Annotated in this window: 24 protein-coding genes; 16 read left to right on the forward strand and 8 right to left on the reverse strand. The window is 62.2% G+C overall.

Features of this window, described 5'->3' with window-relative positions:
* Positions 1-3 precede the first annotated feature (3 nt).
* The 4 genes from kdpB (at position 4) to I6L36_RS12555 (ending at position 6,062) form a co-directional block, all read left to right on the forward strand.
* Positions 4-2,061 carry a potassium-transporting ATPase subunit KdpB gene (gene kdpB / locus I6L36_RS12540; protein ID WP_053287960.1) on the forward strand — a complete coding sequence of 686 codons (2,058 nt, stop codon included), beginning with the start codon at positions 4-6 and terminating at the stop codon, positions 2,059-2,061.
* 60 nt (positions 2,062-2,121) lie between these two features.
* Positions 2,122-2,649 (forward strand): K(+)-transporting ATPase subunit C, encoded by a 528-nt coding sequence (gene kdpC, locus I6L36_RS12545; protein WP_053287959.1) that lies wholly within the window; start codon positions 2,122-2,124, stop codon positions 2,647-2,649.
* A gap of 102 nt (positions 2,650-2,751) precedes the next feature.
* Positions 2,752-5,340: a sensor histidine kinase KdpD gene (locus tag I6L36_RS12550; protein ID WP_216986704.1), complete on the forward strand. Its 2,589-nt coding sequence runs from the start codon at positions 2,752-2,754 to the stop codon at positions 5,338-5,340.
* Between the two features lie 38 nt (positions 5,341-5,378).
* Positions 5,379-6,062 (forward strand): response regulator, encoded by a 684-nt coding sequence (locus I6L36_RS12555; protein WP_053287958.1) that lies wholly within the window; start codon positions 5,379-5,381, stop codon positions 6,060-6,062.
* 4 nt (positions 6,063-6,066) lie between these two features.
* Here I6L36_RS12555 and I6L36_RS12560 read toward each other — a convergent pair whose 3' ends face one another.
* Positions 6,067-7,194 (reverse strand): MFS transporter, encoded by a 1,128-nt coding sequence (locus I6L36_RS12560; RefSeq protein WP_053287957.1) that lies wholly within the window; start codon positions 7,192-7,194, stop codon positions 6,067-6,069.
* Positions 7,195-7,286: 92 nt separating this feature from the next.
* Between I6L36_RS12560 and I6L36_RS12565 the strand changes: the two genes are divergently transcribed.
* Positions 7,287-8,111: a helix-turn-helix transcriptional regulator gene (locus I6L36_RS12565; protein WP_053287956.1), complete on the forward strand. Its 825-nt coding sequence runs from the start codon at positions 7,287-7,289 to the stop codon at positions 8,109-8,111.
* On the opposite strand, the gene I6L36_RS12570 is transcribed toward I6L36_RS12565, so the two are convergent.
* On the reverse strand, positions 8,041-8,274 hold the full coding sequence (locus tag I6L36_RS12570) for a hypothetical protein (RefSeq protein WP_041214189.1): 234 nt from the start codon (positions 8,272-8,274) through the stop codon (positions 8,041-8,043). The genes I6L36_RS12565 and I6L36_RS12570 overlap by 71 nt on opposite strands.
* Positions 8,275-8,557: 283 nt before the next feature.
* Here I6L36_RS12570 and I6L36_RS12575 point away from each other — a divergent pair, with 283 nt between their 5' ends.
* Positions 8,558-9,808: a valine--pyruvate transaminase gene (locus I6L36_RS12575; protein WP_053287955.1), complete on the forward strand. Its 1,251-nt coding sequence runs from the start codon at positions 8,558-8,560 to the stop codon at positions 9,806-9,808.
* A gap of 67 nt (positions 9,809-9,875) precedes the next feature.
* Here I6L36_RS12575 and I6L36_RS12580 read toward each other — a convergent pair whose 3' ends face one another.
* Together I6L36_RS12580 and I6L36_RS12585 are read right to left on the reverse strand one after the other, a co-directional pair.
* Complete coding sequence (locus I6L36_RS12580; protein WP_216986705.1) at positions 9,876-10,316, reverse strand: Hsp20 family protein; 441 nt, start codon at positions 10,314-10,316, stop codon at positions 9,876-9,878.
* 92 nt (positions 10,317-10,408) lie between these two features.
* Positions 10,409-10,822, reverse strand: coding sequence for an Hsp20 family protein (locus I6L36_RS12585; RefSeq protein WP_053287953.1), 414 nt, complete (start codon positions 10,820-10,822; stop codon positions 10,409-10,411).
* 256 nt (positions 10,823-11,078) lie between these two features.
* Between I6L36_RS12585 and I6L36_RS12590 the strand changes: the two genes are divergently transcribed.
* The gene (locus tag I6L36_RS12590; RefSeq protein ID WP_053287952.1) at positions 11,079-11,849 is read left to right on the forward strand and encodes an MBL fold metallo-hydrolase; all 771 of its coding nucleotides are present in this window, start codon (positions 11,079-11,081) and stop codon (positions 11,847-11,849) included.
* Between the two features lie 85 nt (positions 11,850-11,934).
* On the forward strand, positions 11,935-12,900 hold the full coding sequence (locus I6L36_RS12595; protein WP_053287951.1) for a GlxA family transcriptional regulator: 966 nt from the start codon (positions 11,935-11,937) through the stop codon (positions 12,898-12,900).
* 98 nt (positions 12,901-12,998) lie between these two features.
* Here the strand turns inward: I6L36_RS12595 and gyrB are convergent, their stop codons facing one another.
* From gyrB to dnaA, 4 genes are all read right to left on the reverse strand, one after another.
* The gene (gene gyrB, locus I6L36_RS12600) at positions 12,999-15,410 is read right to left on the reverse strand and encodes a DNA topoisomerase (ATP-hydrolyzing) subunit B (protein ID WP_053287950.1); all 2,412 of its coding nucleotides are present in this window, start codon (positions 15,408-15,410) and stop codon (positions 12,999-13,001) included.
* The gene (recF, locus tag I6L36_RS12605; protein ID WP_010672287.1) at positions 15,407-16,510 is read right to left on the reverse strand and encodes a DNA replication/repair protein RecF; all 1,104 of its coding nucleotides are present in this window, start codon (positions 16,508-16,510) and stop codon (positions 15,407-15,409) included. Before recF ends, gyrB begins: the two co-directional genes overlap by 4 nt.
* A gap of 2 nt (positions 16,511-16,512) precedes the next feature.
* Positions 16,513-17,616, reverse strand: coding sequence for a DNA polymerase III subunit beta (dnaN, locus tag I6L36_RS12610; protein ID WP_053287949.1), 1,104 nt, complete (start codon positions 17,614-17,616; stop codon positions 16,513-16,515).
* A gap of 83 nt (positions 17,617-17,699) precedes the next feature.
* Positions 17,700-19,070, reverse strand: a complete 1,371-nt coding sequence (gene dnaA, locus I6L36_RS12615; protein WP_039040645.1) for a chromosomal replication initiator protein DnaA — start codon at positions 19,068-19,070, stop codon at positions 17,700-17,702.
* Positions 19,071-19,380: 310 nt separating this feature from the next.
* Between dnaA and I6L36_RS12620 the strand changes: the two genes are divergently transcribed.
* From I6L36_RS12620 to mnmE, 8 genes are all read left to right on the forward strand, one after another.
* On the forward strand, positions 19,381-20,139 hold the full coding sequence (locus tag I6L36_RS12620) for an amino acid ABC transporter substrate-binding protein (RefSeq protein ID WP_053288932.1): 759 nt from the start codon (positions 19,381-19,383) through the stop codon (positions 20,137-20,139).
* Complete coding sequence (locus I6L36_RS12625) at positions 20,140-20,808, forward strand: amino acid ABC transporter permease (RefSeq protein WP_010672283.1); 669 nt, start codon at positions 20,140-20,142, stop codon at positions 20,806-20,808.
* Between the two features lie 12 nt (positions 20,809-20,820).
* Positions 20,821-21,555: an amino acid ABC transporter ATP-binding protein gene (locus I6L36_RS12630; protein WP_010672282.1), complete on the forward strand. Its 735-nt coding sequence runs from the start codon at positions 20,821-20,823 to the stop codon at positions 21,553-21,555.
* Between the two features lie 269 nt (positions 21,556-21,824).
* Positions 21,825-21,959: a 50S ribosomal protein L34 gene (gene rpmH / locus I6L36_RS12635; RefSeq protein WP_005307156.1), complete on the forward strand. Its 135-nt coding sequence runs from the start codon at positions 21,825-21,827 to the stop codon at positions 21,957-21,959.
* Complete coding sequence (gene rnpA / locus I6L36_RS12640) at positions 21,959-22,318, forward strand: ribonuclease P protein component (RefSeq protein WP_010672281.1); 360 nt, start codon at positions 21,959-21,961, stop codon at positions 22,316-22,318. Before rpmH ends, rnpA begins: the two co-directional genes overlap by 1 nt.
* Complete coding sequence (gene yidD, locus I6L36_RS12645) at positions 22,285-22,533, forward strand: membrane protein insertion efficiency factor YidD (RefSeq protein WP_010672280.1); 249 nt, start codon at positions 22,285-22,287, stop codon at positions 22,531-22,533. The genes rnpA and yidD overlap by 34 nt, the downstream gene beginning before the upstream one ends.
* Positions 22,534-22,538: 5 nt before the next feature.
* The gene (gene yidC / locus I6L36_RS12650; protein ID WP_053288931.1) at positions 22,539-24,185 is read left to right on the forward strand and encodes a membrane protein insertase YidC; all 1,647 of its coding nucleotides are present in this window, start codon (positions 22,539-22,541) and stop codon (positions 24,183-24,185) included.
* A gap of 109 nt (positions 24,186-24,294) precedes the next feature.
* Entirely contained in the window at positions 24,295-25,656 is a 1,362-nt protein-coding gene (mnmE, locus tag I6L36_RS12655; protein WP_010672278.1) for a tRNA uridine-5-carboxymethylaminomethyl(34) synthesis GTPase MnmE, read from the forward strand.
* Positions 25,657-25,664: the final 8 nt, after the last annotated feature.

The raw sequence follows: 25,664 nt of genomic DNA on the forward strand, positions 1-25,664 counted from the left end.
CCAATGAGCAAGTCCGCTTCAATGAGCACCGACACCCTCAAGGTGAAGGGCAAGAAACAGAAATCACAGATCCTGCAGGCCATGGTGGAAGCCCTCTATCGCTTCAACCCCAGGGCACTGCTGGGCAGCCCCATCCTGTTCACTCTCTGGCTGGCGGCCGTGATGTCGACCCTGGAGTCGCTGCTGGGGCAGCCGCTCTCCGGCGTCGCTCCTTCGCTGGTCTGGCAGCTGACCGCCTGGCTCTGGCTGACCCTCTGGTTTGCGAACTTCGCCGAGACCCTGGCCGAAGGTCGCGGCAAGGCGCGGGCCGACAGCCTGAAGGCGGGCATGAGCCAGCTCAAGGCTCGTCGTGTCACAGACCCCAGGGATGGGCAAGGGGAATGGGTGCCGGCCACCAGCCTGCTCAAGGGCGATCTGGTGCTGGTACGCAGCGGCGAGATGATCCCGGCAGACGGTGAGGTCATCGCCGGTATCGCCTCGGTCAACGAGGCGGCCATCACCGGGGAATCCGCCCCCGTGATCCGCGAGTCGGGCACCGACCGCAGCGGCGTGACCGGCAACACCACAGTCGTCTCCGACGAAATCTGGATCCGGGTCAGCAACAACCCGGGTGAAAGCACCCTGGATCGCATGATCGCCCTGGTGGAAGGGGCCAAGCGCCAGAAGACGCCGAACGAGATGGCGCTGGACGCCCTGCTGGTGGGGTTGACCCTGATCTTCCTGCTGGTGGTGGCCACCCTGCCCTGGTTCCTCGACTACAACGACACCCAGGTCCCGCGTCTCTATCTGCTGGCGCTGTTCATCACCCTGATCCCGACCACCATCGGCGGCCTGCTCTCCGCCATCGGCATCGCCGGCATGGATCGTCTGGTAAAGCTCAACGTCATCGCCAAGTCGGGCCGCGCCGTGGAGGCCGCCGGCGACGTGCGCACCCTGCTGCTGGACAAGACCGGCACCATCACTTTCGGCAACCGGATGGCGGACGAGCTGATCCCGGCCCCCGGCGTGGATCCCTCCCTGCTGGCTCAGGCCGCCATGCTGGCCTCGCTCGGTGACAACACGCCGGAAGGCAAATCCATCCTGACCCTGGCGGGCAAGAGCCACACCAGACCGAGCCAGCTGGAGAGCGACATCATCATCCCCTTCAGCGCCGAGACCCGGCTGAGCGGGCTGGATCGCAACGGCCATCACTATCGCAAGGGGGCGGTGGACGCTGTGCTGCGCTACCTCTCCCTCGATCGCAAGGCGGTGCCCGAGCTCATTCTCAAATCGGTGGACAACATTGCCCGCCAGGGCGGTACCCCGCTGCTGGTCTGCACCCACGAGAAGCTGCTGGGGGTGGTGTACCTCAAGGACATCATCAAGCCGGGCATCAAGGCACGCTTCCAGATCCTGCGCCACATGGGGATCCGCACCGTGATGATCACCGGTGACAACCCGCTGACCGCCGCCGCCATCGCCGCCGAGGCCGGGGTGGACGACTTCATCGCCGAGGCGACGCCGGAGAAGAAGCTGGCCTACATCCGTCAGGAGCAGGCCGACGGCCGGCTGGTCGCCATGTGCGGAGACGGCGCCAACGACGCCCCGGCGCTGGCCCAGGCCGACGTGGGGCTGGCCATGAACGAGGGGACCCAGGCCGCCAAGGAGGCGGGCAACCTGGTGGATCTCGACTCCAACCCCACCAAGCTGCTGGACGTGGTGCTGGTGGGCAAGCAGCTGCTGGTGACCCGTGGCGCCCTGACCACCTTCTCCATCGCCAACGACGTGGCCAAGTACTTCGCCATCCTGCCGGCCCTGTTCATCGCCGCCTATCCGCAGCTGGGGGCGCTGAACCTGATGCAGCTGGGCAGCCCGGAGAGCGCCATCCTGTCGGCCATCATCTTCAACGCCCTGATCATCGTCGCGCTGGTGCCGCTGGCCCTGCGCGGGGTCAGCCTGAAGGGAACGGCGGCCAGCCTGCTGCGCCGCAACCTGCTGATCTACGGCGTCGGCGGCCTGATAGTGCCTTTCATAGGTATCAAGCTGATCGACCTGGTCATCACCGGCCTGGGACTGGTGTAACGGCATCACCGGATGCGGGGCAGGCCCGCATCCACCCAACACATTTGGAGCAAACACATCATGATCGCAATCAGAACCCTGCTGACCCTGACCCTGCTGCTGGGGGTGGCATATCCGCTGGCCGTCACCGGGCTGGCCCAGCTGCTCTTCCCCTGGCAGGCCAACGGCAGCCTGCTCACCAACGCCAAGCAGCAGGTGGTCGGCAGCGCCCTGCTGGCCCAGAAATTCGAGCGGGCCGACTACTTCCACTCCCGCCCCTCCGCCAGCGATTTCGCCACCATAGGTGGCGGCGGAAGCAACCTGGGGATGAGCTCGCCGCTACGGGCCGAGTTTGCCGCAGCTGCGGCCAGAGCGCAGCCGGAAGCCAGGGTCCCCGCCCTGCTGACCCGCTCCGCCTCCGGCCTCGATCCCCATCTGCCCCTCGATGCAGCGCTGGCCCAGGTGGATAGGGTCGCCGAGCAACGGGGGCTGGATCCCGTTCAGTTGACGGAGCAGGTCAAGTCGGCGGCACAAGCTGGTATCCTTGGCCCGCAGGTGGTCAACATTCTCCAGTTGAACCTGCAACTCGATCATCAAAAGGGCGCCTGAGGGCGCTCCTTGCCGTTCGGGAAGGCTCCCTTTCGACAACGGGGACAAGCATGAGCAATGAGGTCACGGCCGCAGTTCGGCCGATGCAACGGGAGCACGGGGATGCGTGATGAAGTGAGGGCAGACGCCCTGCTGGCGAGCCTGGAGCAGGAGCACAGGGGCAAGCTGAAGGTGTTTCTCGGCGCGGCCCCCGGCGTCGGCAAGACCTACGCCATGCTGCAGGCGGTGCGGGAGCAGGCCAGGGAGGGAGTCGACATCCTGATCGGGGTGGTGGAGACCCACGGCCGCCAGGAGACCCAGGCCCTGCTCGACAAGCTCGCCATCCTGCCGCGCACACTGCACCTGCACCGCCAGCAGCGGCTGGAGGAGATGGATCTGGACGGTCTGCTGGCGCGCAAGCCCGCCATTGCCGTGGTGGACGAGCTGGCCCACAGCAACGCCCCCGGCAGCCGCCACGAGAAGCGCTGGCAGGATGTAGAGGAGCTGCTGGGCGCCGGCATCGACGTCTACACCACCCTCAACGTGCAGCACCTGGAGAGCCTCAACGATCTGGTGTGGCAGCTGACCGGGGTCAGGGTCAAGGAGACCCTGCCGGATCAGGTGCTGCTGGAGGCCGACAGCCTGGTGCTGATCGACCTCCCCCCCAAGGAGCTGCTCGGCCGCCTCAAGGAGGGTAAGGTCTATGTGCCCCACCAGGCCAAGGCCGCCCTGCAGTCTTTTTTCTCTCTGAACAACCTGACCGCTCTGCGGGAGCTGGCAATGCAGACCGCCGCCAGCCACGTGGAGGGAGACCTGCAGTTGCAGTGGCAGGCCGCCGGCAAGACCACCTTGCCGCTGCGGGGCAAGCTGATGGTCTGCATCGGGGATGAGCACGGCGCCGCCCTGGTGCGTTACGGCCACCGTTTCGCCCAGCGCAGGCAACTGCCCTGGCTGGTGGTGCACATCGACAGCAGGGGGCAGCGCTCCCCTGAGCTGGAGCAGGCGCTGGCCCTCGCCTCCCAGCTGGGGGCCAGAGTGCTGACCCTCTCCAGCCCGGCCGTGGCCGATGCCCTGCTGGAGACCGCCGAACAGCAGCAGGTCTCCCAATTGCTGCTCGGCAAATCCCGCAATCCGCCCTGGCGCCGATCCCTGGTACAGCACCTGCTCAAACAGGCGCAGGGATTCGAGATCACGCTGGTGGATACCGAGAAGCGCAAGCCCGGCCTGACCCTGCCAACGGCAGGCCCGGGTGAGCTTCGCCAGAGCCTGCTCGCGGTGGCCATCATGGGGGGGACCTCGGCCGCGGTCTGGGCCCTCTCCCACTGGCTGCCCCCCGCCTCCCTGCCCATGCTGTTCGTGCTGGGGGTACTGGCCACCGCGCTCACCACCAGCCTGGTCCCCGCCATCCTGGCTGCGGTGCTGGGCTTCGTCGGCCACAATCTGCTGTTCACCTTCCCCTACTTCTCCCTGAGCGTGGCCAGCCACAGCGACCTGCTCACCCTGTTCGTGCTGCTCATCGTCGGCATCGCGGCCGGGCGCCTCGCCTCCCGCCAGCGTCAGCAACTGGTCAGTCTGCGCGAGACCCAGCAGCTGGGTAACGCCCTGCTCTCCCTGAGCCAGGGACTGGCCACCGCCAGCAGCCCGGTGGACGTGCTGAGACAGGGAACCCAGGCCATCGCCCTCGCCCTTGGGCAGCCCGTGTTCGCACTCGATGGGGATTACCAGTACCGGGCCGGTGATACCCAGACCGGGCCGGGCCAGACCGACAAGGCCGCCATTGACTGGTGCCTGGCCCAGAAGCAGAGCGCCGGTGCCCATACCGCCACCCTCAACGCCGCCGAGGCTCAGTATCATCACCTCGGCGATGACCTGGTGCTGGGCATCCGGCTGGCCAGCCCGCTCACCTCCGCCGCCGAGCACCAGCTGCAGGCCCTGCTCACCGATATCCGCGCCGCCCTGGCGCGGATCGATCTCAACGAGCGGCTGGCGGACAGCCAGTTGCAGGCGGAGACCGACCGGATGCGCGCCGCCCTGCTCTCCTCGGTCTCCCACGACCTGAAGACGCCGCTGGCCACCATCATGGGGGCCGGCAGCACCCTGCTGGAATACGGGGACCGGATAAGTGCGGAGGACCGCATCGAACTGCTGCACTCGGTGCAGGACGAAGCGCGCCGCCTGCACGGCTATGTCCAGAACCTGCTGGACATGACTCGCATCGGCTCACCGGACTTCCAGTTGAAACGGGACTGGGTTGACCTGGCTGACCTGGTGGAGAGCGCCCGCCGCAGACTCGACTCCTCCTGGCGCCAGCACAAGCTGCTGGTGCACTTCGATCAGCAGATCCCCCGGCTCTATGTGCACGGTGCCCTGATCGAGCAGGTGCTGGTCAACATCCTCGACAACGCCTCCCGCTACTCGCCGGCCGGCACCCCCATCGAGTTCAAGGTGATGCTTGCGGACCCCGACCTCATCATCGACATCATCGATATCGGGGTCGGCATCGCCGAGTCGGATCGGGACAAGATCTTCAATCTGTTCTACACCCAGCCGGTCGGCGACTGCGGCAGCCGCGGCACCGGGCTTGGCCTCGCCATTTCCCGCGCTATGATAGAGGTCCACGGCGGCCGCATCTGGGCATTCGCCGGCCCCAACGGCAACGGCACCTGCATGCGCATCTCCCTGCCGCTGGCCCTCAACGCACCGGCGGCCTGATGGTCGCCGCCCTTTTCAATCAGCAAACGGGAGGCTGAATGGCTCACATACTGGTCATCGACGACGAGGCGGCCATCCGCCGTTTTTTGCGGATCAGCCTGATCGCCGAAGGACATCAGGTGAGTGAAGCGGTCGGCGTCACCGAGGGGATGGCGCAGTATCGCCACCTCAACCCCGACCTGGTGATCCTGGACCTCGGCCTGCCGGACGGAGACGGCATTCAGGTGTTGCAGGCCATCCGCGAGCATCACGCCAATCCCGTTCTGGTGCTCTCGGCGCGGGACTCGGAGCAGGAGAAGGTGCGGCTGCTGGATGCGGGGGCCAACGACTACATGAGCAAGCCGTTCGGCGTCGGGGAGATGATGGCCCGTATCCGGGTGCTGCTGCGCCAGCGAGTCGGCGCCACCAGCGGCGAGTGTCGACACTTCCCCCACTGTGGCCTGACCCTGGACAGCAGCAGCCACAAGGTGACCCTGCAGGGCGAGGAGATCCCCCTCTCCCGCAAGGAGCTCGCCCTGTTGCAGGCCCTGGTGTGCCACCCCGGCAAGCTGGTGCAACAGACCCAGCTGCTCATCGACATCTGGGGGCCAAGCCACAAGGAGGACACTCACTACCTGCGCATCGTCATCGCCAGTCTGCGCAAGAAGCTGGGAGATAACCCCCAGCAACCCACGCTGATCGAGACCGAATCCGGCATCGGCTACCGTTTTATCGGCAGCTGATGTTTCACGTGGAACGACGCCAGCAACAACAGAGTGCCAACAGACCGCATCCCCCGAGCAGCAGTCCGAGATCCTGCAAGCTGGCTGCAACCGCCAACCCCAGGCTGAGTAGCAGGTAGTAGCCAAGCCCGAACAGGGCCCCGGCACTGCCCGCCACCTCCCGATAGGCCAGCAGCGCCTGGCTCAGCACATTGGGGATAGCCAGCCCGAACGCGATCACCACTCCCGTCATGGGCAGCAGAAACCAGAGCGATGCCTGACTGGCCCACACCAGCCAACCCGAACCCAACGCCAGCACGGCGGCGAGCCGTATTAACGAGGCAGGCGTCCAGCCACGGCCCAGCAGGCGCTTGTTGAGCAGGCTGCCCACCAGGGTCGCCAGCGCCAGCACGATGCCGGAATAACCAAATTCCCCCGCGCTCAGCCCCAGACTGGCAAACAGAAACGGCGCCAGGCTGTAGTAGCCGAACAGCATGGTGTTGAACAGCGCCACCAGGGCGGCGCTGCGCCACAAGCCGGTATCACGCACCATCCGGCAGGCCAGCGGCCAGAGTGCGACCCTCTGAGTGATGGCCGGGCGGGTTTCCGGCAGTTGCCAGCAAGTGACCAGCAGCAATCCAACTGCCAATACCAGCAGGGCGCCGAATACCCCGAGATAGCCGAACCCGCTCGCCAGCTGGCCGCCGCTCACCAGCCCCAGCACCGGACTGAGGGAGAGCGCGATGCCCATCACCGAAAAGACCCGCGCCAGATCGCTGCCCTGATAGCTGTCGCGCAGCATGGTCTGGGTCACCACGGAACCCACGGCGGCACCGAAGGCCGCGATGACCCGTGCCAGCAGCAGGGTTTCAAATTGAGCGGCCAGCAACGCCAGCAGAGTGCCGGCGCCATAGGTCAGCAGCCCCGCCAGCATGGCGGGACGCCGCCCGATGAGATCGCACAACCTGCCCCAGCAGACCACGCCCGCCGCAAACGCCAGAAAATAGACCGACAGGGTCTGGGACGCCTGCCCCTCGCTCACCCGAAACTCCGTGGCGATATGGGTCAGCACCGGGCTGTAGGTGGTCTCCACTATCTGGGGAAACACCATCAATCCGACCACCAGCCAGCGCGGTGGCAACCTGTTGTTCATGACACACCTCCTTCACAAGAGGTCGCCATTCTAGAGAGGGATAACTTGTCCGATTACAATAAGGCGGACTATAAACAGCAAGAATCGGACACATGGCCTTTATTCTTCCCGATCACCCCTTTGATCCGGACCAGCACGACGGCAGCGCCATCGGTATTGCCGCCGCCCTCGGCTGGCACGACTCCGGCCGCCATCAGCACCAGCGCCACCAGCTGCTGTTCGCCCAGGCAGGCTGCATGACCATAGAGCTGGACGATCAGGTCTGCCTGCTGCCGCCGACGCGAGCGGCCTGGTTGCCAGCAGGCCTGCCCCATCGGGTGTTGATGCGCGGGGTAGTGGCCTATCGCTCCCTCTACTTCCAGCCGGAGCCCGCGTTGCTAAACGAGATGGCGGTGCTGGCGGTCAACCCGCTGCTGCGGGAGATCATCGAGCGGATGGCGCTCTGGCCCTGGGACAAGCCGGAAGCAGAGCAAACCTGCACACTGGCATTATTGAAAGAAGAGCTGGCGCAAGCGCCGCGGGAATCCTGGCAGTTGCCGCTGCCGTCAGACGGGCGTCTGACCGGCTGGCTGCAGGAGATAAAGCGGGGTGACACCCTGCCCGATCGGCTCAACCGGCTGGCCGAACGGGTGGGTGCCAGTGACAAGACCATAGGCCGCATCTTCATGCGGGAGACCGGCATGAGCTACCAGGCCTGGCGCCAGCAGTGGCGACTGCTGCGGGCCATGGAGCTGCTGGCCGAAGCCGAGCCCATCAGCCGGGTGGCCGCTGCCCTGGAGTTCGCCAGCGACAGCGCCTTCATCGCCTTCTTCAGGCAGCACACGGGGCAGACCCCCTTGCGCTACCTCAACTCTCGGGATGAGTCGCATCGGCCGAACTCGCCTCCACCACCAGGGTCTCCAGGGCCAGCGGCTTGAGGTTGTGGATGGCCTCTGCCACCACGTCATGGGAGGCCTGCTGCTGCAAGGCCAGCATCTCCTGTTGCAGGGCGGCGCTGTCCAGCTCGGGTCTGGGGTTCTCGGCGGCCATGGCATTCAGGCTCAGGCTGCTGGCAATCAGGGTAGCGATCAGGATCTTCATCTGGCGTGCTCCGGTGTGGTTGAGATGACCAGATAGCTATTCCAATAGTTGTGCCAGATTTATAACAGCATGATTTTATTGATATAAATAATTTTTTGATGCTGCCACCCCCCTTCCTGAATCGAATGTTGGTTATTTTAAAACCTATAAATGGTTTTTTTTACCACCTCCATCATGGCAACCCTGTTCCACGTGAAACGCCCCGTTTTTTTGATCGACACCCGCTTTTGAAGTGAGCTATGGTGCTAGCTCCCCCCTTAACTGACTCTGGATTTGCCACCGAATGGAATTCTCCTTGTTCGGCGAGAAGTTCACTCGCCACGCCGGTATTACCCAACTCATGGACGACCTCAATCAAGGGCTGCTGAATCCCGACGCCATCATGCTGGGAGGCGGCAATCCGGCCCCCATCCCCGCCATGCTGGAACGCTTTCAGGCCGAGGCCAATACCCTGCTCGACAACGGCGAACTGATCAAGGCCATGGCCAACTACGATGGCCCCCAGGGCAAGGACAGGTTCACCAAGGCGCTGGCCGCCCTGCTCAGCAAGGAGCTGGGCTGGGCGATCTCGTCCCGCAACATCGCCCTGACCAATGGCAGCCAGAACGCCTTCTTCTATCTGTTCAACCTGCTGGCCGGCGAGTTCGCCGACGGTCGCAAGAAGAAGGTGCTGTTCCCCCTGGCCCCCGAATACATCGGCTATGCCGACTCGGCCCTCTCGGACGATCATTTCGTCGCCTACAAACCCACCATCGAGAAGCTGCCCGACGGCCAGTTCAAATACCACGTGGATTTCGAAAGCCTGCAGGTGGGCGACGACATCGGGGTGATCTGTGTCTCCCGGCCGACCAACCCCACCGGCAACGTGCTCACCGACGAGGAGATCGAGCACCTCGATCAGATCGCCCGTGACAAAGGGATCCCGCTGCTCATCGACAATGCCTACGGCGTGCCCTTCCCCGGCATCATCTTCAGCGACGCCAAGCCGTTCTGGAACGCCAACACCATCCTCTGCATGAGCCTCTCCAAGCTCGGCCTGCCGGGCACCCGTTGCGGCATCGTCATCGCCGACGAAAAGATCATCCGGGCCATCACCAACCTGAGCGGCATCATCAATCTGGCGCCGGGCAGCCTGGGTCCGGCCATCACAATTCCGATGATCGAGAGCGGTGACATCATCACCCTGAGCGAACAGGTGGTGAAACCCTTCTACCAGCAGAAAGCCACCTTCGCGGTCCAGCTGCTGCGCGAGGCCATTCCGGATCCGCGCTTCCACATCCACAAGCCGGAGGGAGCCCTCTTCCTCTGGCTCTGGTTCGAAGACCTGCCGATCCACTGCCAGGAGCTGTATGAGCGACTGAAGGCGAAGAACCTGCTGATCGTGCCCGGCCACTACTTCTTCCCCGGCATCGACGACCCCGAGTGGCGCCACAGCCAGGAGTGCATCCGCCTCAACTATGCCCAGAGCGAAGATCTGGTGCGCCGCGGCATCGCCATCCTGGCCGACGAGATCAACAGCCTCTACGCCGGCTAACCCCATGCTGCAAAAACAGAGAGGCCTGCAAATGCAGGCCTCTCTTGTTTGTCGCGATCCGGTTTGCTTAACCGGGCAGCGCCAGTTGCTCGGGTTTGCCGATTGGAATGGCGCGGGGCTTGAGCGCTTCCGGCAGCTCCCGGGCCAGCTCTATGGTCAGCAGACCGTGCTCCTGCCTGGCCCCCTGCACTTCCACGTGCTGGCTCAGCTTGAAGGCGAGCTCGAAGTCCCGCTCGGCGATCCCCTGATGGAGGAACTGGCGCTCGCCCATGGTGGCGACCTTGCGCCCCTTCACCTTGAGGGTACCGTTTTCGGTCTCCAGCTCCAGCTCATTGCGATCGAAACCGGCCACGGCAACCGTGATGAGGTAGCTGTCGTGATCCCGCTTTTCGATGTTGTACGGGGGGTAGGCCGAGGTCTTCTGATCGAACAGGCCTTCCAGCTCGCGGGCCATCCGCTCGAAGCCGACGGCATTGGAATAGAGATGAGAAAAATCGAGGTTACGCATGATCCTATCCTTCTAACAAGCAACAGGGTTTACTCTCCACGGGCCCGCCATCGGCACCCGGGAAACATCAGCAATGCAACGAGGTCAGGCTGTCAGCCGTTGATCTCGATCTTGCGGGGCTTCATCGCCTCGGGCACTTCGCGCACCAGGTCGATGTGCAGCAGACCGTTCTTGAGGTCGGCCCCCTTCACCCGCACATAGTCGGCCAGCTGGAAGCGACGCTCGAAGCCGCGTTCGGCAATGCCTTGGTAGAGGTAGTTGCGCTCGGTGTCGGCCTGCTTGCTGCCCTTCACCGTCAGCAGATTTTCCTGGAAGCTCAGCTCCAGCTCTTCCTGGGTAAAGCCCGCCACCGCCATGCTGATGCGGTAGTCGCTGTCACCCAGCTGCTCGATGTTGTAGGGGGGATAGCCGGAATTGCCATTGCTGGCGGCAGATTCGATGAGAGTGGCCAGACGATCGAAACCGATGGCAGAACGATAGAGCGGAGAAAAGTCGATAGAACGCATAGTATTACCCTCTTGTGAGCGATAACGGATTGTTTGCCCTCCTGATGGACGGGCGCCTGGTCGAAACCTCTGTCGAGCGTTCCGGCCTTGTTATCTATATAGGGGCCAGCATTTGGCTTTCAAGGGGTAAAAACAAAAGAAATGCAGGCCATCAAGAATGGCCCGATTAGATCGATAATAGGCCTGCGGGCCACTCATGATCCGTCCCTCATCCCTCCATACTGGCCGTGTCCCCAACGAGAAACCGGAGCACGCCATGAAGATTACCCAGGTTCGCAACGCCACCCTGCTCATCCACTACGCAGGAACCCGCTTCCTCATCGACCCCATGCTGGCCCCCAAGGGGAGCTACCCCGGCTTCGAAGGCATGGCCAACAGCCATCTTCGCAACCCCCTGGTCGATCTGCCGCTGCCCATGGCGACCCTGCTGGAGGTGGATGCGGTGATTGTCACCCATGACCATCTGGATCACTGGGACGATGTCGCGAAAGCGAAGATCCCCAAGCACCTTCCCCTGTTCGTGCAGCATCAAAAAGATGCCGACACCATGAGGGGATGCGGCTTCGAGGATGTGCGCCTGCTGGGCGAGGTCGGCGAGTTCGCCGGCATCTGCCTGCAACAGACGGAAGGCCGACACGGCAGCGATACCATCATGGCCCTGCTGGGGGATCGCCTTGGCGAGGTCAGCGGAGTGGTCTTCTCCCATCCCGCCGAAAAGACCCTCTATCTGGCCGGCGACACCGTCTGGAATGCCCAGGTTGAACAAGCGCTGCACCGGCACCAACCCGAGGTTGTCGTCCTCAACTGCGGTGATGCCCAGGTGACGGGTCTGGGCGCCATCATCATGGGCAAGGAGGATGTGGCCGCCGTCTATCAGGCCGCCCCGCAGGCCACCCTGATCGCCAGCCACATGGAGGCGGTCAATCATGCCCTGCTGTCCCGGCGGGAGCTGCGCGACTATCTGGACAGCCAGGGGATGGCCGCCCGGGTAAGGGTGCCCGAGGATGGCGACACCATGGTGCTCTGAGCGAGGGGCCGGGCACCACATGGCTCTTCGGCTTTCTGTTGCTGCCCCGTATGATGGGGATCCGAGTGCAAAGGAGTTTGCCACCATGCCCCGTCCCCTCATCGTCGCCGTCATCACCTTCGATAGCTTCAGCCCCTTTCACTGCTCGGTGCCCTGCCTCATCTTTGGCGACAAGATGATGCCGGGCCAGTCGTTGTTCGAGCTGAGACTCTGCACCGGGGATAACACGCGGCAACCCGCCTCCTCCCAGGGCTTTCGCATGGAGGCCGACTATGGCCTGGAGGGTCTGCTGGAGGCGGATATCATCATCATCCCCTTCTGGCGCGATCCGGCCGAGCGCCCCGCCCAACCCCTGCTCGATGCCCTGGTTGCCGCCCGGATCAGGGGAGCCCAGATCGTGGGGCTCTGTCTCGGCACCTATGTGCTGGCCTATGCCGGCCTGCTGGACGGGCGCGGTGCAGCCACCCACTGGGAATTTGAACAGGAGTTCGTCCAGCGCTTCCCCCGGGTGCGGCTCGATACCAATGCCCTCTACGTCGACGACGACGGGCTCATCACCTCGGCTGGCACCGCCGCCAGCCTGGACTGCTGCCTCTATCTGGTTCGCCAGCATCACGGCAGCCAGATTGCCAACAAGCTGGCCAGGCGGCTGGTGGTGCCTCCCCACCGGGAGGGTGGCCAGGCCCAGTTCATCGAGCAGCCGGTGCCCGCCACCACCCGGGATGCCAGGATCAACCAGCTGTTCGATCACCTGCGCCTGCACCTGGCCGCGCCCCACACCCTGGATAGCCTGGCGGAACATTGCATGATGAGCCGACGCACCTTTAGCCGCCGCTTCCAGCTTGCCACCGGTCTCTCCCTCGGGGAGTGGCTGATGGCGGAGCGCCTGCGCCGCAGCCAGACGCTGCTGGAGTCCAGCGCCCACACAGTGGAACGCATCGCCGAACTGGTGGGGCTCGGGTCTGCCACCATATTGCGCAAGCACTTTCGCGCCCGCTTCGGGGTGTCGCCGCGGGAGTGGCGCCGCACCTTTCGCGGTGACAGAGTCTAGGTCCCTCATGTTTCACGTGGAACGCGCCCTCTTCCTTGCCCCAGAAAACAAAAAGCCGCTCACGAGGAGCGGCTTTTGATGGTTGTCGGACCGTCTGATCAGACGTCGAGGTTGGCAACCCGCAGGGCGTTGGTCTCGATAAAGTCGCGACGGGGCTCTACGGCATCCCCCATCAGGGTGGAGAAGAGCTGGTCGGCGCCGACCGCGTCGTCTATGGTGACGCGCAGCATGCGACGAGCTTCCGGATCCATGGTGGTCTCCCACAGCTGCTCCGGGTTCATCTCCCCCAGCCCTTTATAGCGCTGGATGTAGATGCCGCGCTTGCCTTCACCCATCAGCCACTCGACCGCTTCCACGAAGTTCGCGACCGGTTTGACCTTCTCGCCACGCTTGATGTAACCGCCTTCCTCGATCAGGTTGGCGATCTCCTTGCCCAGAGAGACCAGCTGACGGTACTCGGCGGACTGCAGGAAGTCGTAGCTGAGCGGGTATTCACGGTCGACCCCGTGCTGGCGTACCACGGCGTGCGGCACGAACAGGCTGCGCTCTTCGTCGCGGCGTACCTGCATCTGGTACTGGATGCCGTGGTTGCTCTCGTTGAGCACGGCTTCCATGCTCTGGCACCAGGCCTGCAGCTCGCTCTCGCTGGCCAGCAGGGTTTCGTTCAGCTCGGGCTGATAGATCAGCTGGGTCAGCACGGCTTCCGGCGCACGGCGGGACATGCGGGTGATGAGGTGAGAGACGGCACGGTGCTGGTTGACCAGACGCTCCAGCGCCTCGCCACCGATGGCCGGGGCAGACTCGTTGACGTGCAGGGTCGCACCGTCCAACGCCATGGCGGTCTGGTACTGCAACAATGCGTCTTCGTCTTTCAGGTACTGCTCCTGCTTGCCCTTCTTCACCTTGTAGAGCGGCGGCTGGGCAATGAAGACATAGCCACGCTCGATGATTTCCGGCATCTGACGATAGAAGAAGGTCAGCAGCAGGGTTCGGATGTGCGCACCATCGACGTCCGCATCCGTCATGATGATGATGTTGTGATAGCGCAGCTTGTCCGGGTTGTACTCGTCGCGACCGATGCCGCAGCCCAGGGCGGTGATCAGGGTGCCCACCTCCTGGGAAGAGATCATCTTGTCGAAGCGGGCCTTCTCCACGTTCAGGATCTTGCCCTTGAGCGGCAGAATGGCCTGGTTCTTCCGGTTGCGACCCTGCTTGGCGGAGCCGCCAGCAGAGTCCCCTTCCACTATGTAGAGTTCGGAGAGGGCCGGGTCTTTCTCCTGGCAGTCCGCCAGCTTGCCGGGCAGACCGGCGATGTCCAGCGCCCCCTTGCGGCGGGTCAATTCGCGGGCCTTGCGGGCCGCCTCGCGGGCACGGGCCGCATCGATGATCTTGTTGACCACGATCTTGGCGTCGCCCGGGTTTTCCAGCAGGAAGTCTGCCAGCTTCTCGCCCATCGCCTGTTCCACGGCGGTCTTCACCTCGGACGAGACCAGCTTGTCCTTGGTCTGGGAGGAGAACTTGGGATCCGGCACCTTGACGGAGATGACGGCTATCAGACCTTCACGGACGTCGTCGCCGCTGGCGGCAGACTTGGCCTTCTTGCTGTAGTCCTCTTTGTCCATGTAGTTGTTCAGCGTCCGGGTCAGCGCGGTACGGAAGCCCACCAGGTGGGTACCACCATCCCGCTGCGGAATGTTGTTGGTGAAGCAGTAGACCCCTTCCTGATAGGCGTCGTTCCACTGCATGGCGACTTCGACACCGATGCCGTCCTGCTCTGTGGTGAAGTGGAACACCTTGGGGTGGATCGGGGTCTTGTTCTGGTTCAGGTACTCGACGAAGGCCTTGATGCCCCCTTCGTAGCAGAAGTGCGCCTCGCGGCCGTCACGCTCGTCCATCAGACGGATGGAGACGCCGGAGTTCAGGAAGGAGAGCTCGCGCAGACGCTTGGCCAGGATCTCGTAGTGGAACAGGGTGTCGCTGAAGATGGTCGGGCTCGGCCAGAAGCGAACTTCGGTCCCGGTGCCGGTGCTGTCACCAATCTGCTTGAGGGGTGCCTGCGGCTCGCCCAGGTGATAGGTCTGCTCGTAGACATGACCGTTGCGGCGAATGGTCAGCAGCAGCTTGTCGGAAAGCGCGTTCACCACGGAGACGCCCACACCGTGCAGACCGCCGGACACCTTGTAGGAGTTGTCATCGAATTTGCCGCCGGCGTGCAGCACGGTCATGATGACTTCGGCGGCGGAGCGACCCTCTTCCGGGTGGATGTCCACCGGAATGCCGCGACCGTTGTCGCGCACGGAGACGGAGCCGTCGGAATGGATCTTGACCTGGATATCGGAGCAGTAGCCAGCCAGAGCCTCGTCGATGGAGTTGTCGACGACCTCGAACACCATGTGGTGCAGGCCCGATCCATCGTCCGTATCGCCGATATACATCCCCGGGCGCTTGCGGACCGCATCCAGGCCCTTGAGCACCTTGATATTCGAGGAGTCGTAAGTATTTTCACTCATAGCTTACTCTCTGCCTTCTCTAACGTTTCGGAGATCTTGCCTTGTTCCACGTGGAACAGCTTGCAGTCACTCGCATCCATCATGTCTGCGAGCTGACCGGTATCGATGGCGGTGATGAACACCTGGGACGCGCACTGCTTCAGCCTTGCGGCCAGCAGACGACGTTTGTCGACATCCAGTTCAGAGGCAAAATCATCAATTAAAAAAATACAGCCGCGGCTGCTATGTTGATTCAAATAGAGCCCTTGGGCCAGCCGCATGGCACAGACCAGCAACTTCAGCTGACCCCTGGACAAAATATCCTGCGCGGGCACGCCGTTCGCCTTGAGCCGCACGTCCGCCTTCTGCGGACCGACCCCAGTGTACCCCAGCGAACGATCCCGTTCGAACCCCGCCTCCAGCAATGCATCGAGGGGAGTGTCTTTTTCCCAGCCTCGATAGAATCCAAGACTGATGTCGAACTCCGGCAGAAAATCCGCCGTCATCTCCTTGATCAGGGGCGTAATGGCCTGACAATAGCTGGCGCGAAACCCCGCCAGCTCGCCACCCAGTCGCACCAGTTCCTGATCCCAGAACGCCAGTTGACGATACTGGGTGCTCTGGCGCAGCAAGGCATTGCGCTGCTTCAACAGCCGACGCACCCGCCCCCAGAGGGAGAAGAAGGTCGGCTCCTGATGGAAAACACCCCAGTCGAGCCAGGCCCGGCGAGCCTGGGGCCCACCGGTCAGCAAGCTGAAACCATCGGGGTGGATCAACTGTACCGGCAACAGCTCCGCCAGATCGGCCAGGCGCTGGGCCTGGGCACCGGCGATCTTGAGCTGGGTTTCGCCCCCCTTGTCCTTGGCAAGCCCGATGGGCACCTGACGCCCCTCCAGCTCGCACTGGGCAAACAGGGTAAAGGCCCGCTCGCCCTGGCGGATGACCCGCCCGGTCAAATGGGTACGAAACGAGCGGCCGAGACCAAGATAATGAATGGCTTCCAGCACGCTGGTCTTGCCGCTGCCGTTGCTCCCGACCAGGATATTGAGGCCGGGAGACAGCGCGAGACTGGCGTGCTGGATGTTGCGAAAGTCGCTGAGCTGGAGTTTGACCAGGGACACGACTAGATCCGCATCGGCATCACCACGTACTGGGCATCTTGGTTCTCAAAATCCTCAATAATGGCGCTGCTGATGGAATCGCTCAGGCTGATCCGGATTTGGTCACATTTTAACGTATTCAACACGTCCAGCACATAGGAGACGTTGAAGCCGATCTCCATCTCGCCAGCGGCGTATTGTACGTCAAGCAGCTCTTCGGCTTCTTCCTGTTCCGGGTTGTTGGCGGTGATGCGCAGCAGGTTTTCCTGCAGATTGAGACGCACCCCACGGAATTTCTCGTTGGAGAGGATGGCGGCACGGGCAAAGGCCTGGCGCAGATCCTCGCGACCGGCGATCAGGGCCTTGTCGCTCCCTCTCGGGATGACGCGGCGCCAGTCCGGGAAACGGCCATCCACCAGCTTGGAGGTGAAGATGAAGCCATCCAGGGCGGCGCGCAGGTTGCTGCGGCCCACTTGCAGCCGTACCGGCTTGTCTTCCGCTTCCAGCAGGCGCACCAGCTCCAGCACCCCCTTGCGGGGCAGGATGACCTGATGATCGGGTAGCGATTCCTGCACCACTTCGCGGCGGCAGGTGGCCAGCCGGTGACCGTCCGTCGCCACGGTACGCAGGCCGTGACCTTCGCTCTCGAACAGCATGCCGTTCAGGTAGTAACGCACATCCTGGCTCGCCATGGAGAACTGGGTCGCGTCGATGAGTTTTTTCAGCTCCAGCTGGCTGATGTCGAACTCGAGCACGGATTCCCAATCCTCGATGTTCGGGTATTCGGTCGCCGGCAGGGTCGACAGGTTGAAGCGGGAGCGGCCGGAACGGATGATGAGGCGCTCTCCCTCGGTACTGAGGCGGATCTCCGCCCCTTCCGGCAGACCGCGACAGATGTCCAGCAGCTTGCGCGCCGGCACCGTGGTGCGGCCATCCTGGCTGTCGCTGTTGAGATAGACCTGTCCGATCATCTCCACCTCGAGATCGGTCCCGGTCAGCGACAGCAGGCCATTGCTGACATCGAGCAGGACGTTGCCGAGGATGGGCAGGGTCGGCCGGCCACCCAGGGCACCGGACACCAGTTGCAGGGGACGTAACAGGGCCTCACGGCTAATTTCGAGCTGCATCTGTGCTCTCCGTTGTTATTGGGAGGAAAGGGTTCGGATCAGGCTGGAACATGCAATCTGCATCTGTGCACTCCGTTCCGTTATCAGGAAGAAAGGGTACGGATCAGGTTGGAATAGTCTTCCTTGATGTCGTGACTCTCTTCCTTCAGCTGCTCGATCTTGCGGCAGGCATGAAGAACCGTGGTGTGGTCACGGCCACCAAAGGCATCCCCGATCTCCGGCAGACTGTGGTTCGTCAGCTCCTTGGCCAGCGCCATCGCCAGCTGGCGCGGGCGGGCAACGGAACGGGAGCGGCGCTTGGAGAGCAGATCAGCCAGCTTGATCTTGTAGTACTCCGCCACCGTCTTCTGGATGTTGTCGATGGTGACCAGCTTCTCCTGCAACGCCAGCAGATCGCGCAGCGCCTCGCGCACGAAGTCGATGTTGATGGCGCGGCCGGTGAAGTTGGCGTTGGCGATCACCCGGTTGAGGGCGCCTTCCAGTTCACGGACGTTGGAGCGAAGCCGCTTGGCGATGAAGAAGGCCACTTCGTCCGGCAGGTGGATCTGGTTCTCGTCCGCCTTGCGCATCAGGATCGCCACCCGGGTTTCTAGCTCCGGCGGTTCGATCGCCACCGTGAGTCCCCAGCCGAAGCGGGACTTGAGACGATCTTCCACCCCGTTGATCTCTTTCGGATAGCGGTCCGAGGTCAGAATGATCTGTTGGTTGCCTTCAAGCAGGGCATTGAAGGTGTGGAAGAACTCCTCCTGGGAGCGCTCCTTGTTGGCGAAAAACTGGATGTCATCGATGAGCAGGGCATCGACGCTACGGTAATAACGCTTGAACTCTTCAATGGCGTTATTCTGCAGCGCCTTCACCATGTCCTGCACGAACCGTTCGGAGTGCATGTAGATGACTTTGGCGTCTTTCTTGCGATCCTTGATGGCATTGCCAACGGCGTGCAGCAGGTGGGTCTTGCCAAGGCCAGTGCCGCCATAGAGGAACAGCGGGTTGTAGGCACCACCCGGATTGTCGGCCACCTGACGGGCGGCCGCACGGGCCAGCTGGTTGGACTTACCCTCGACGAAATTCTCGAAGGTATAGTTCACGTTGGTGTTGCTCTTGTGGTTTGGCTCGGGCTTGTTTTCAGCCTTGTTTTCCCAGCTCTTGGGAGAGTTATTCACAGGATCGACACCACGGGCCGGCGCCCTGGCGACCGCGACGGGATGAGGGCGATTGCCGATATCAAAACGCAGGGTGGGAGCGTCGGCTCCGCACAGCTCGTTGATGATGCCGTTGACCCGGAGCAGGTACTTGTCGCGTACCCAGTCCAGAACAAAGCGGTTCGGTGCATACAGGGTCAGAGTATTGTCACTCAACTCCGCTTGAAGCGGCCGGATCCACATGCTGAATTCTGCCGAGGGCAACTCATCTTGCAGCCGGTTAAGGCACTGCTGCCATAGCGAAGCAGTCACTCTAGACTCCCGTCAATTGATTAAGTAAAGACCGGCTATTCTACGTTTTTAGTGGCCGGATCTCCAGTTGCTGCCGCACGGATCCAGCAAATAAGATCCTTGACTTTCAAGGATCCAACGCCCCAGGATCCCATTTCATCCCCAAAGTTACCCACAGCCGGATATAGGCAATGTGGACAGAATGGCGCGCTGCGACCATAGTTATTTTATATAACCAAATATCATTTATTTTTTATATTTTATTCCAATAACATCAGCGCCAACCCGTGATTACAACTAAAAATACAGCACTACAGAGAGAGGAATCCCCATGAAAACCACCATCAAGCTGATTTCCGGCGCCGCCATTCTGCTGGCCAGCCTGTCCGGCCAGGCCATCGCCCAGGAAACCATCAAGGTCGGCATGTCCGGCAAATATTTCCCGTTCACCTTCGTCAAGCAGGACAAGCTGCAGGGCTTCGAAGTGGACATGTGGAACCAGATCGGTGAGCGCACCGGCTACAAGGTCGAGTTCGTGACCGCCAGCTTCTCCGGCCTGTTCGGCATGCTGGAAACCGGCCGCGTCGACACCATCTCCAACCAGATCACCATCACCGACGAGCGCAAGGCCAAGTACGCCTTCTCCCAGCCCTATGTCTATGACGGTGCCCAGATCGTGGTCCGCAAGGGCAACAACACCATCCAGGGCATCAAGGATCTGGAAGGCAAGAAAGTCGCCGTCAACCTGGGCTCCAACTTCGAAGAGCTGCTGCGCAAGAACGACCCCAACAAGAAGATCGACATCCGCACCTATGACTCCGCCTTCGAGCAGGATGTCGCCCTGGGCCGCATCGACGCCTTCGTGATGGACCGCGTCTCCACCGCCCAGCTGATCAAGGAATCCAAGCTGCCGCTGCAACAGGCCGGTGCACCGTTCGAAACCATCGAGAACGCCCTGCCCTTCCTGAAGACCCCGGAAAAGCAGGCCGTGCTGAAGAAGGTTGACGATGCCCTCACCGCCATGCGCAAAGACGGCACCCTGACCAAAATCTCCGAAAAATGGTTCGCAGCGGACATCACCAGCAAATAAATGATGGAATTTGACCTCGAGTACACGCTAGGGCTGTTTCCCATCCTGCTCAAATACCTGGGCACCACGATGGAAATGGCCCTGTGGGGATTCGTATTGGCACTCGTACTGTCGCTGATCCTGGCGATAGTACGGGTGTTTCGCGTTCCCGCACTTCACTGGCTGGCGATGCTATATATCTCGTTCTTCCGGGGTACACCGCTGCTCGTCCAGCTGTTCCTGCTCTATTACGGGCTGCCGCAGCTCTTCCCCATCTTCGTGGGGATGGATGCCTTTACCGCCGCCATCATCGGCCTGACCCTGCACTTCGCCGCCTACATGGCCGAGTCGATCCGGGCAGCCATTCTCGGCATCCACAAGAGCCAGATGGAAGCCGCCCTCAGCATCGGCATGAGCCGGCTGCAGGCGATGCAGCGGATCATCCTGCCCCAGGCGGCCCGCATCGCGACACCATCGCTGATGAACTACTTCATCGACATGATCAAGAGCACTTCCCTGGCGTTTACCCTGGGTGTGGCGGAGATCATGGGCAAGGCCCAGATGGAAGCGGCCTCCTCCTTCAAGTTCTTCGAGAGCTTCATGGCGGTGGCGCTGATCTACTGGGTGGTGGTCATCTTCTTCACCCGCTTGCAGCATCTGCTGGAAGTGCGGCTGAACCGTGCTTATTAAAGGAGGCCTGTCATGATCAACCTAACGGGTCTCTCCAAGGCCTATGACGGAAATCAGGTGCTCAACGGCATCGATCTTGAGGTAAAGAAGGGGGAGATTGTCGTCATCATCGGCCCCTCCGGTACCGGCAAGTCGACTCTGCTGCGCTGCCTCAACCTGCTGGAAACCCCGGATGCAGGGCGGCTCGTCATCGATGACCTCGCCGTGGATCTGGCCAAGGCCAGCGACCAGCAGGCCATCGAACTGCGCAAACGCGCCTCTTTCGTGTTCCAGAACTACGCCCTGTTCGCCAACAAGACGGCGCTGGACAACATTGCCGAGGGGCTGATCACCGTCTGGAAACAGCCGAAGGCGGAGGCTCGTGCCACTGCCCTGGGCATCCTCAAGGACATCGGCCTCGCCGAGAAACAGGATGCCTACCCGGCCTCCCTCTCCGGCGGCCAGCAACAGCGCGTCGGCATCGGCCGGGCCATGGCGGCTCACTCCAAGGTGATCCTGTTTGACGAGCCCACCTCCGCCCTCGATCCCGAGTGGGTCGACGAGGTACTGGGCCTGATGAAGCAGCTCGCCCGCCAGCACCAGACCATGGTGGTGGTGACCCACGAGATCGAGTTTGCCCGTGATGTCGCCGATCGGGTGATCTTCATGGAAGGAGGCCGGATCGTGGAGCAGGGCCCGCCGGATCAGATATTGGTCGATCCGCAGGATCCCCGTACCCGGGAGTTCCTGCGCAAAGTACTTAAATAGCTCTCTCTTTGGCGGCCTGGCCGCCTTTTTTCTTGAGGGATCCTTGTTTAACCCCGGGTTGCCAGTATAATTCGGGGCCCTTGATCCTCCGGATCCTGCCAGATTACCCCGCTCGGTCGACGAACGGGGCGAGATGGAAAGGAACGGCGGATTGACGAGAAGCTGAACTCTGTTTAGAATTCGGCCTCTTTTGCTAGTCGTCACACGCTATAGCTGGCGCGTCGGCTAAGTGTGACAATCAAAACTGTACAGAAATACGGAATCGAATCATGAAACGTACTTTTCAACCGTCCAACCTGAAGCGCAAGCGCTCTCACGGTTTCCGCGCTCGCATGGCTACTGCCAACGGCCGCAAAGTTCTGGCCGCTCGTCGTGCCAAGGGTCGTGCCCGCCTGGTAGTCTAATGCCTACCCAGCACACCTTCTCTCGGGAGTTACGTCTGTTAACTCCCGAACACTTCAAACGCGTTTTCGCCGAGCCTGTCCGGGCCGCTTCTCCGCAAATTACGCTTCTTGCTTGCCCCAACTCCCTCGAACACCCCCGTCTTGGCCTCGCCGTGCCCAAAAAGGCGCTCAAGCGTGCCGTCTGGCGCAACCGTGTAAAACGAGTGGTTCGGGAAAGTTTTCGCCTCAATCAAGCCAATCTGCCCGCTATCGACATCGTCGTGATCGCCAAGGGTGGCGTGAAGGAGATGGACAACGAAGCGCTGTTCAAGTTACTGGAAAAGCTATGGCGCACTCTGTCACGCCGTTGCAATGGGTAGCAATCAAACTGATACGCCTGTATCAGCTAATCATTAGTCCCCTGCTCGGGCCGCGCTGCCGTTTCACCCCGACTTGTTCCCAATTTGCGATAGAAGCAATCCGACTTCACGGTTTCATAAAAGGCGTTTGGTTAGCCAGCAAACGTCTATTAAAATGCCATCCCTTATCCGAGGGTGGTTATGACCCGGTTCCGCAACCAAAGCGAAGAAACTGAAGACTATGGAATCACAACGCAATTTACTCCTGATCGGTTTGCTGTTCGTGAGCTTCTTGCTCTGGCAACAGTGGGAGTCCGACAAGGCTCCGAAGCCGGCCCCGACTACCGTGGCCCAAACCGAACATTTCGTACCTGAAGCCGGTCAGACCGGTGATATTCCTCAGGTTTCCGAGCAAGCAAATGGTAACGCCGCGCGCAAGCTGATCACCGTCTCCTCCGACGTGCTCAAATTGACCTTGGACACCCAGGGCGGTGACATCGTCTCTGCCGAGCTGCTGGCCCACAAGCTGGAAGAAGGCAAGGAACAGCCGTTCACCCTGCTGACCAGCCAGCCTGCCCACCTCTATGTGGCCCAGAGCGGTCTGGTCGGTCGCAATGGTCCGGACAGCCAGGCCCAGGGTCGTCCCACCTATGAAGCCGCCCAGACCAGCTATCAGCTGGCCGATGGTCAGGATCAAGTCGTCGTTCCGATGACCTGGACCGACAGCAAGGGTGTGGTCTTCACCAAGGAGTTCGTGCTCAAGCGCGGTGATTACGCCGTGGGCGTCGACTACAAGATCGACAACAAGTCTGCCGAGCCGGTCCAGGTACAGTTCTACGGTCAGCTGAAGCAGACCATGACCACGCCGAAGGATCAGGAAGGTCATGCCATGGTGGCCAGTGCCTACCGTGGTGGTGCCTTCTCCAGCGAAGACTCCCGCTACAAGAAGTACACCTTCGACGAGATGAAGGATGCCGACCTGAACAAGACCACCCAGGGTGGTTGGGTCGCCATGCTGCAGCACTACTTCGTCTCTGCCTGGGCCCCGAATGCCAACGACACCAACAGCTTCTACAGCCGCGTGATCCCGGACAAGGACCAGGCCATCATCGGCTACAAGGCGCCGCTGGTTGACGTCGCTGCCGGCCAGCAGGCCGAAGTGAGCGGCAAGCTGTGGATCGGTCCCAAGCTGCAGGATCAGATGGCCAAGGTGGCAAACCACCTGGATCTGACCGTCGACTACGGCTGGCTCTGGTTCATCGCCCAACCGCTGCACTGGCTGCTGACCGTGTTCCACGGTTTCGTCCAGAACTGGGGTCTGGCCATCATCATGCTGACCCTGCTGGTGCGCGGCATCATGTTCCCGCTGACCAAGGCCCAGTACACCTCCATGGCCAAGATGCGCATGCTCCAGCCCAAGCTGGCTGCGCTCAAGGAACGCTTCGGTGACGATCGCCAGAAGATGTCCCAGGGCATGATGGAGCTGTACAAGAAGGAGAAGGTCAACCCGCTGGGCGGCTGCCTGCCCATCCTGGTACAGATGCCCATCTTCATCGCCCTCTACTGGGCACTGATGGAGTCTGTCGAGCTGCGCCACGCGCCGTTTGCCCTGTGGATCACCGACCTGTCGGTGAAGGACCCCTTCTTCGTGCTGCCAATCCTCATGGGTGCCTCCATGTGGTATCTGCAGAAGATGAGCCCGACCACCATCACGGACCCGATGCAGCAGAAGGTGATGCAGTTCATGCCGATCATCTTCACCTTCATGTTCCTCTGGTTCCCGGCAGGTCTGACTCTGTACTGGCTGGTGAGCAACGTCATCTCCATCATCCAGCAGACCATCATCTATCGTCAGCTGGAGAAGAAAGGCCTGCACTCACGCAACTGATGCGCAGCCCATCTTTCCTGATGACAAAAGAGGCGGCCTTCGGGCCGCCTTTTTTATTACAATGTCCCCCACCCTCTTACTCATTCAGCCAACCAGCGAGTCAAGCAAGATGACAACAGATACCATCGTGGCCCAGGCCACCGCCCCCGGCCGTGGCGGCGTCGGCATAGTCCGCGTCTCCGGCCCTGCCGCCGAGCGGGTCGCCGAGATAGTGCTCGGCAAGCTCCCCAGGGTGCGTTATGCCGAATATCTGCCGTTCAGGGACGAGCAGGGCCAGGCGCTGGATCAGGGCATCGCCCTGCTGTTCAAGGCCCCCAACAGCTTCACCGGCGAAGACGTGCTGGAGCTGCAGGGCCATGGCGGCCCCGTCATTCTCGACATGCTGATCCGCCGCATCCTGCAGATCGACGGCATCCGCCCCGCCCGCCCGGGCGAGTTCAGCGAGCGCGCCTTCCTCAACGACAAGCTGGATCTGGCCCAGGCCGAGGCCATCGCCGATCTCATCGAAGCCTCCAGCGAGCAGGCCGCCCGCAGCGCCATGCACTCCCTCCAGGGGCAGTTCTCCGGCAAGGTGCAACAGCTGGTGGAGAGCCTCACCCGGCTGCGCATCTATGTGGAAGCGGCCATCGACTTCCCGGATGAAGAGATCGACTTTCTCTCCGACGGCAAGGTGGCGGGTGACCTCTACGCCATCATGTCCGAGCTGGACGACGTGCGCGGCGAGGCCAAGCAGGGTGCCCTGCTGCGAGAGGGGATGAAGGTGGTGATCGCCGGTCGCCCCAACGCTGGCAAATCGAGCCTGCTCAACGCCCTCGCAGGCCGCGAGTCCGCCATCGTCACCGAGATCGCCGGTACCACCCGCGACGTGCTGCGCGAGCACATCCATCTGGATGGCATGCCGCTGCACATCATCGACACCGCGGGCCTGCGCGATACCCAGGACAAGGTGGAACAGATCGGCATCGAGCGTGCCTGGGCCGAGATCGAACAGGCCGACCGGGTGCTGTTCATGGTGGACGGCACCACCACGGATGCCGTCGATCCCCACGATATCTGGCCGGAATTCGTTGATCGGTTGCCAAAAAACATCGGCCTCACCGTGGTGCGCAACAAGGCGGACCTGACCGGCGAGGATCTGGCACCGAGCCAGGAGCAGGGCCACGCCGTCTATCGCATCTCCGCCAAGACCGAGCTGGGGCTGCCCGCCCTGCGCGAGCACCTCAAGGCCTGCATGGGCTTCCAGGGCAATACCGAGGGGGGCTTCATGGCCCGCCGCCGCCACCTGGACGCACTGGAGCGCGCCGCCGAACGGCTGCTGGTAGCCAGGGAGCAGCTTGAGGTCTATGTGGCTGGCGAACTGGTAGCCGAGGAGCTGCGCCTGGCCCAGGAGTCCCTGTCCGAGATCACGGGCGAGTTCAGCTCCGACGATCTGCTGGGCCGCATCTTCTCCAGCTTCTGCATCGGCAAGTAAGTCCGCAG

It is taken from the genome of Aeromonas sp. FDAARGOS 1406 (genome assembly GCF_019048565.1).
Lineage (GTDB): Bacteria > Pseudomonadota > Gammaproteobacteria > Enterobacterales > Aeromonadaceae > Aeromonas > Aeromonas caviae.

Bases quoted from the DNA above. Each gene is read 5' to 3' on its own strand.
- dnaN (WP_053287949.1), bottom strand. From the start codon at position 17,616: ATGCAGCTCGAAATTAGCCGTGAGGCCCTGTTACGTCCCCTGCAACTG.
- kdpB (WP_053287960.1), top strand. From the start codon at position 4: ATGAGCAAGTCCGCTTCAATGAGCACCGACACCCTCAAGGTGAAGGGC.
- I6L36_RS12565 (WP_053287956.1), top strand. From the start codon at position 7,287: ATGGCCTTTATTCTTCCCGATCACCCCTTTGATCCGGACCAGCACGAC.
- mnmE (WP_010672278.1), top strand. From the start codon at position 24,295: ATGACAACAGATACCATCGTGGCCCAGGCCACCGCCCCCGGCCGTGGC.
- I6L36_RS12625 (WP_010672283.1), top strand. From the start codon at position 20,140: ATGATGGAATTTGACCTCGAGTACACGCTAGGGCTGTTTCCCATCCTG.
- I6L36_RS12555 (WP_053287958.1), top strand. From the start codon at position 5,379: ATGGCTCACATACTGGTCATCGACGACGAGGCGGCCATCCGCCGTTTT.
- I6L36_RS12580 (WP_216986705.1), bottom strand. From the start codon at position 10,316: ATGCGTAACCTCGATTTTTCTCATCTCTATTCCAATGCCGTCGGCTTC.
- I6L36_RS12620 (WP_053288932.1), top strand. From the start codon at position 19,381: ATGAAAACCACCATCAAGCTGATTTCCGGCGCCGCCATTCTGCTGGCC.
- I6L36_RS12550 (WP_216986704.1), top strand. From the start codon at position 2,752: ATGCGTGATGAAGTGAGGGCAGACGCCCTGCTGGCGAGCCTGGAGCAG.
- I6L36_RS12585 (WP_053287953.1), bottom strand. From the start codon at position 10,822: ATGCGTTCTATCGACTTTTCTCCGCTCTATCGTTCTGCCATCGGTTTC.
- I6L36_RS12630 (WP_010672282.1), top strand. From the start codon at position 20,821: ATGATCAACCTAACGGGTCTCTCCAAGGCCTATGACGGAAATCAGGTG.
- I6L36_RS12570 (WP_041214189.1), bottom strand. From the start codon at position 8,274: ATGAAGATCCTGATCGCTACCCTGATTGCCAGCAGCCTGAGCCTGAAT.
- yidD (WP_010672280.1), top strand. From the start codon at position 22,285: ATGGCGCACTCTGTCACGCCGTTGCAATGGGTAGCAATCAAACTGATA.
- I6L36_RS12560 (WP_053287957.1), bottom strand. From the start codon at position 7,194: ATGAACAACAGGTTGCCACCGCGCTGGCTGGTGGTCGGATTGATGGTG.
- I6L36_RS12590 (WP_053287952.1), top strand. From the start codon at position 11,079: ATGAAGATTACCCAGGTTCGCAACGCCACCCTGCTCATCCACTACGCA.
- I6L36_RS12595 (WP_053287951.1), top strand. From the start codon at position 11,935: ATGCCCCGTCCCCTCATCGTCGCCGTCATCACCTTCGATAGCTTCAGC.
- I6L36_RS12575 (WP_053287955.1), top strand. From the start codon at position 8,558: ATGGAATTCTCCTTGTTCGGCGAGAAGTTCACTCGCCACGCCGGTATT.
- kdpC (WP_053287959.1), top strand. From the start codon at position 2,122: ATGATCGCAATCAGAACCCTGCTGACCCTGACCCTGCTGCTGGGGGTG.
- gyrB (WP_053287950.1), bottom strand. From the start codon at position 15,410: ATGAGTGAAAATACTTACGACTCCTCGAATATCAAGGTGCTCAAGGGC.
- rnpA (WP_010672281.1), top strand. From the start codon at position 21,959: ATGCCTACCCAGCACACCTTCTCTCGGGAGTTACGTCTGTTAACTCCC.
- rpmH (WP_005307156.1), top strand. From the start codon at position 21,825: ATGAAACGTACTTTTCAACCGTCCAACCTGAAGCGCAAGCGCTCTCAC.
- yidC (WP_053288931.1), top strand. From the start codon at position 22,539: ATGGAATCACAACGCAATTTACTCCTGATCGGTTTGCTGTTCGTGAGC.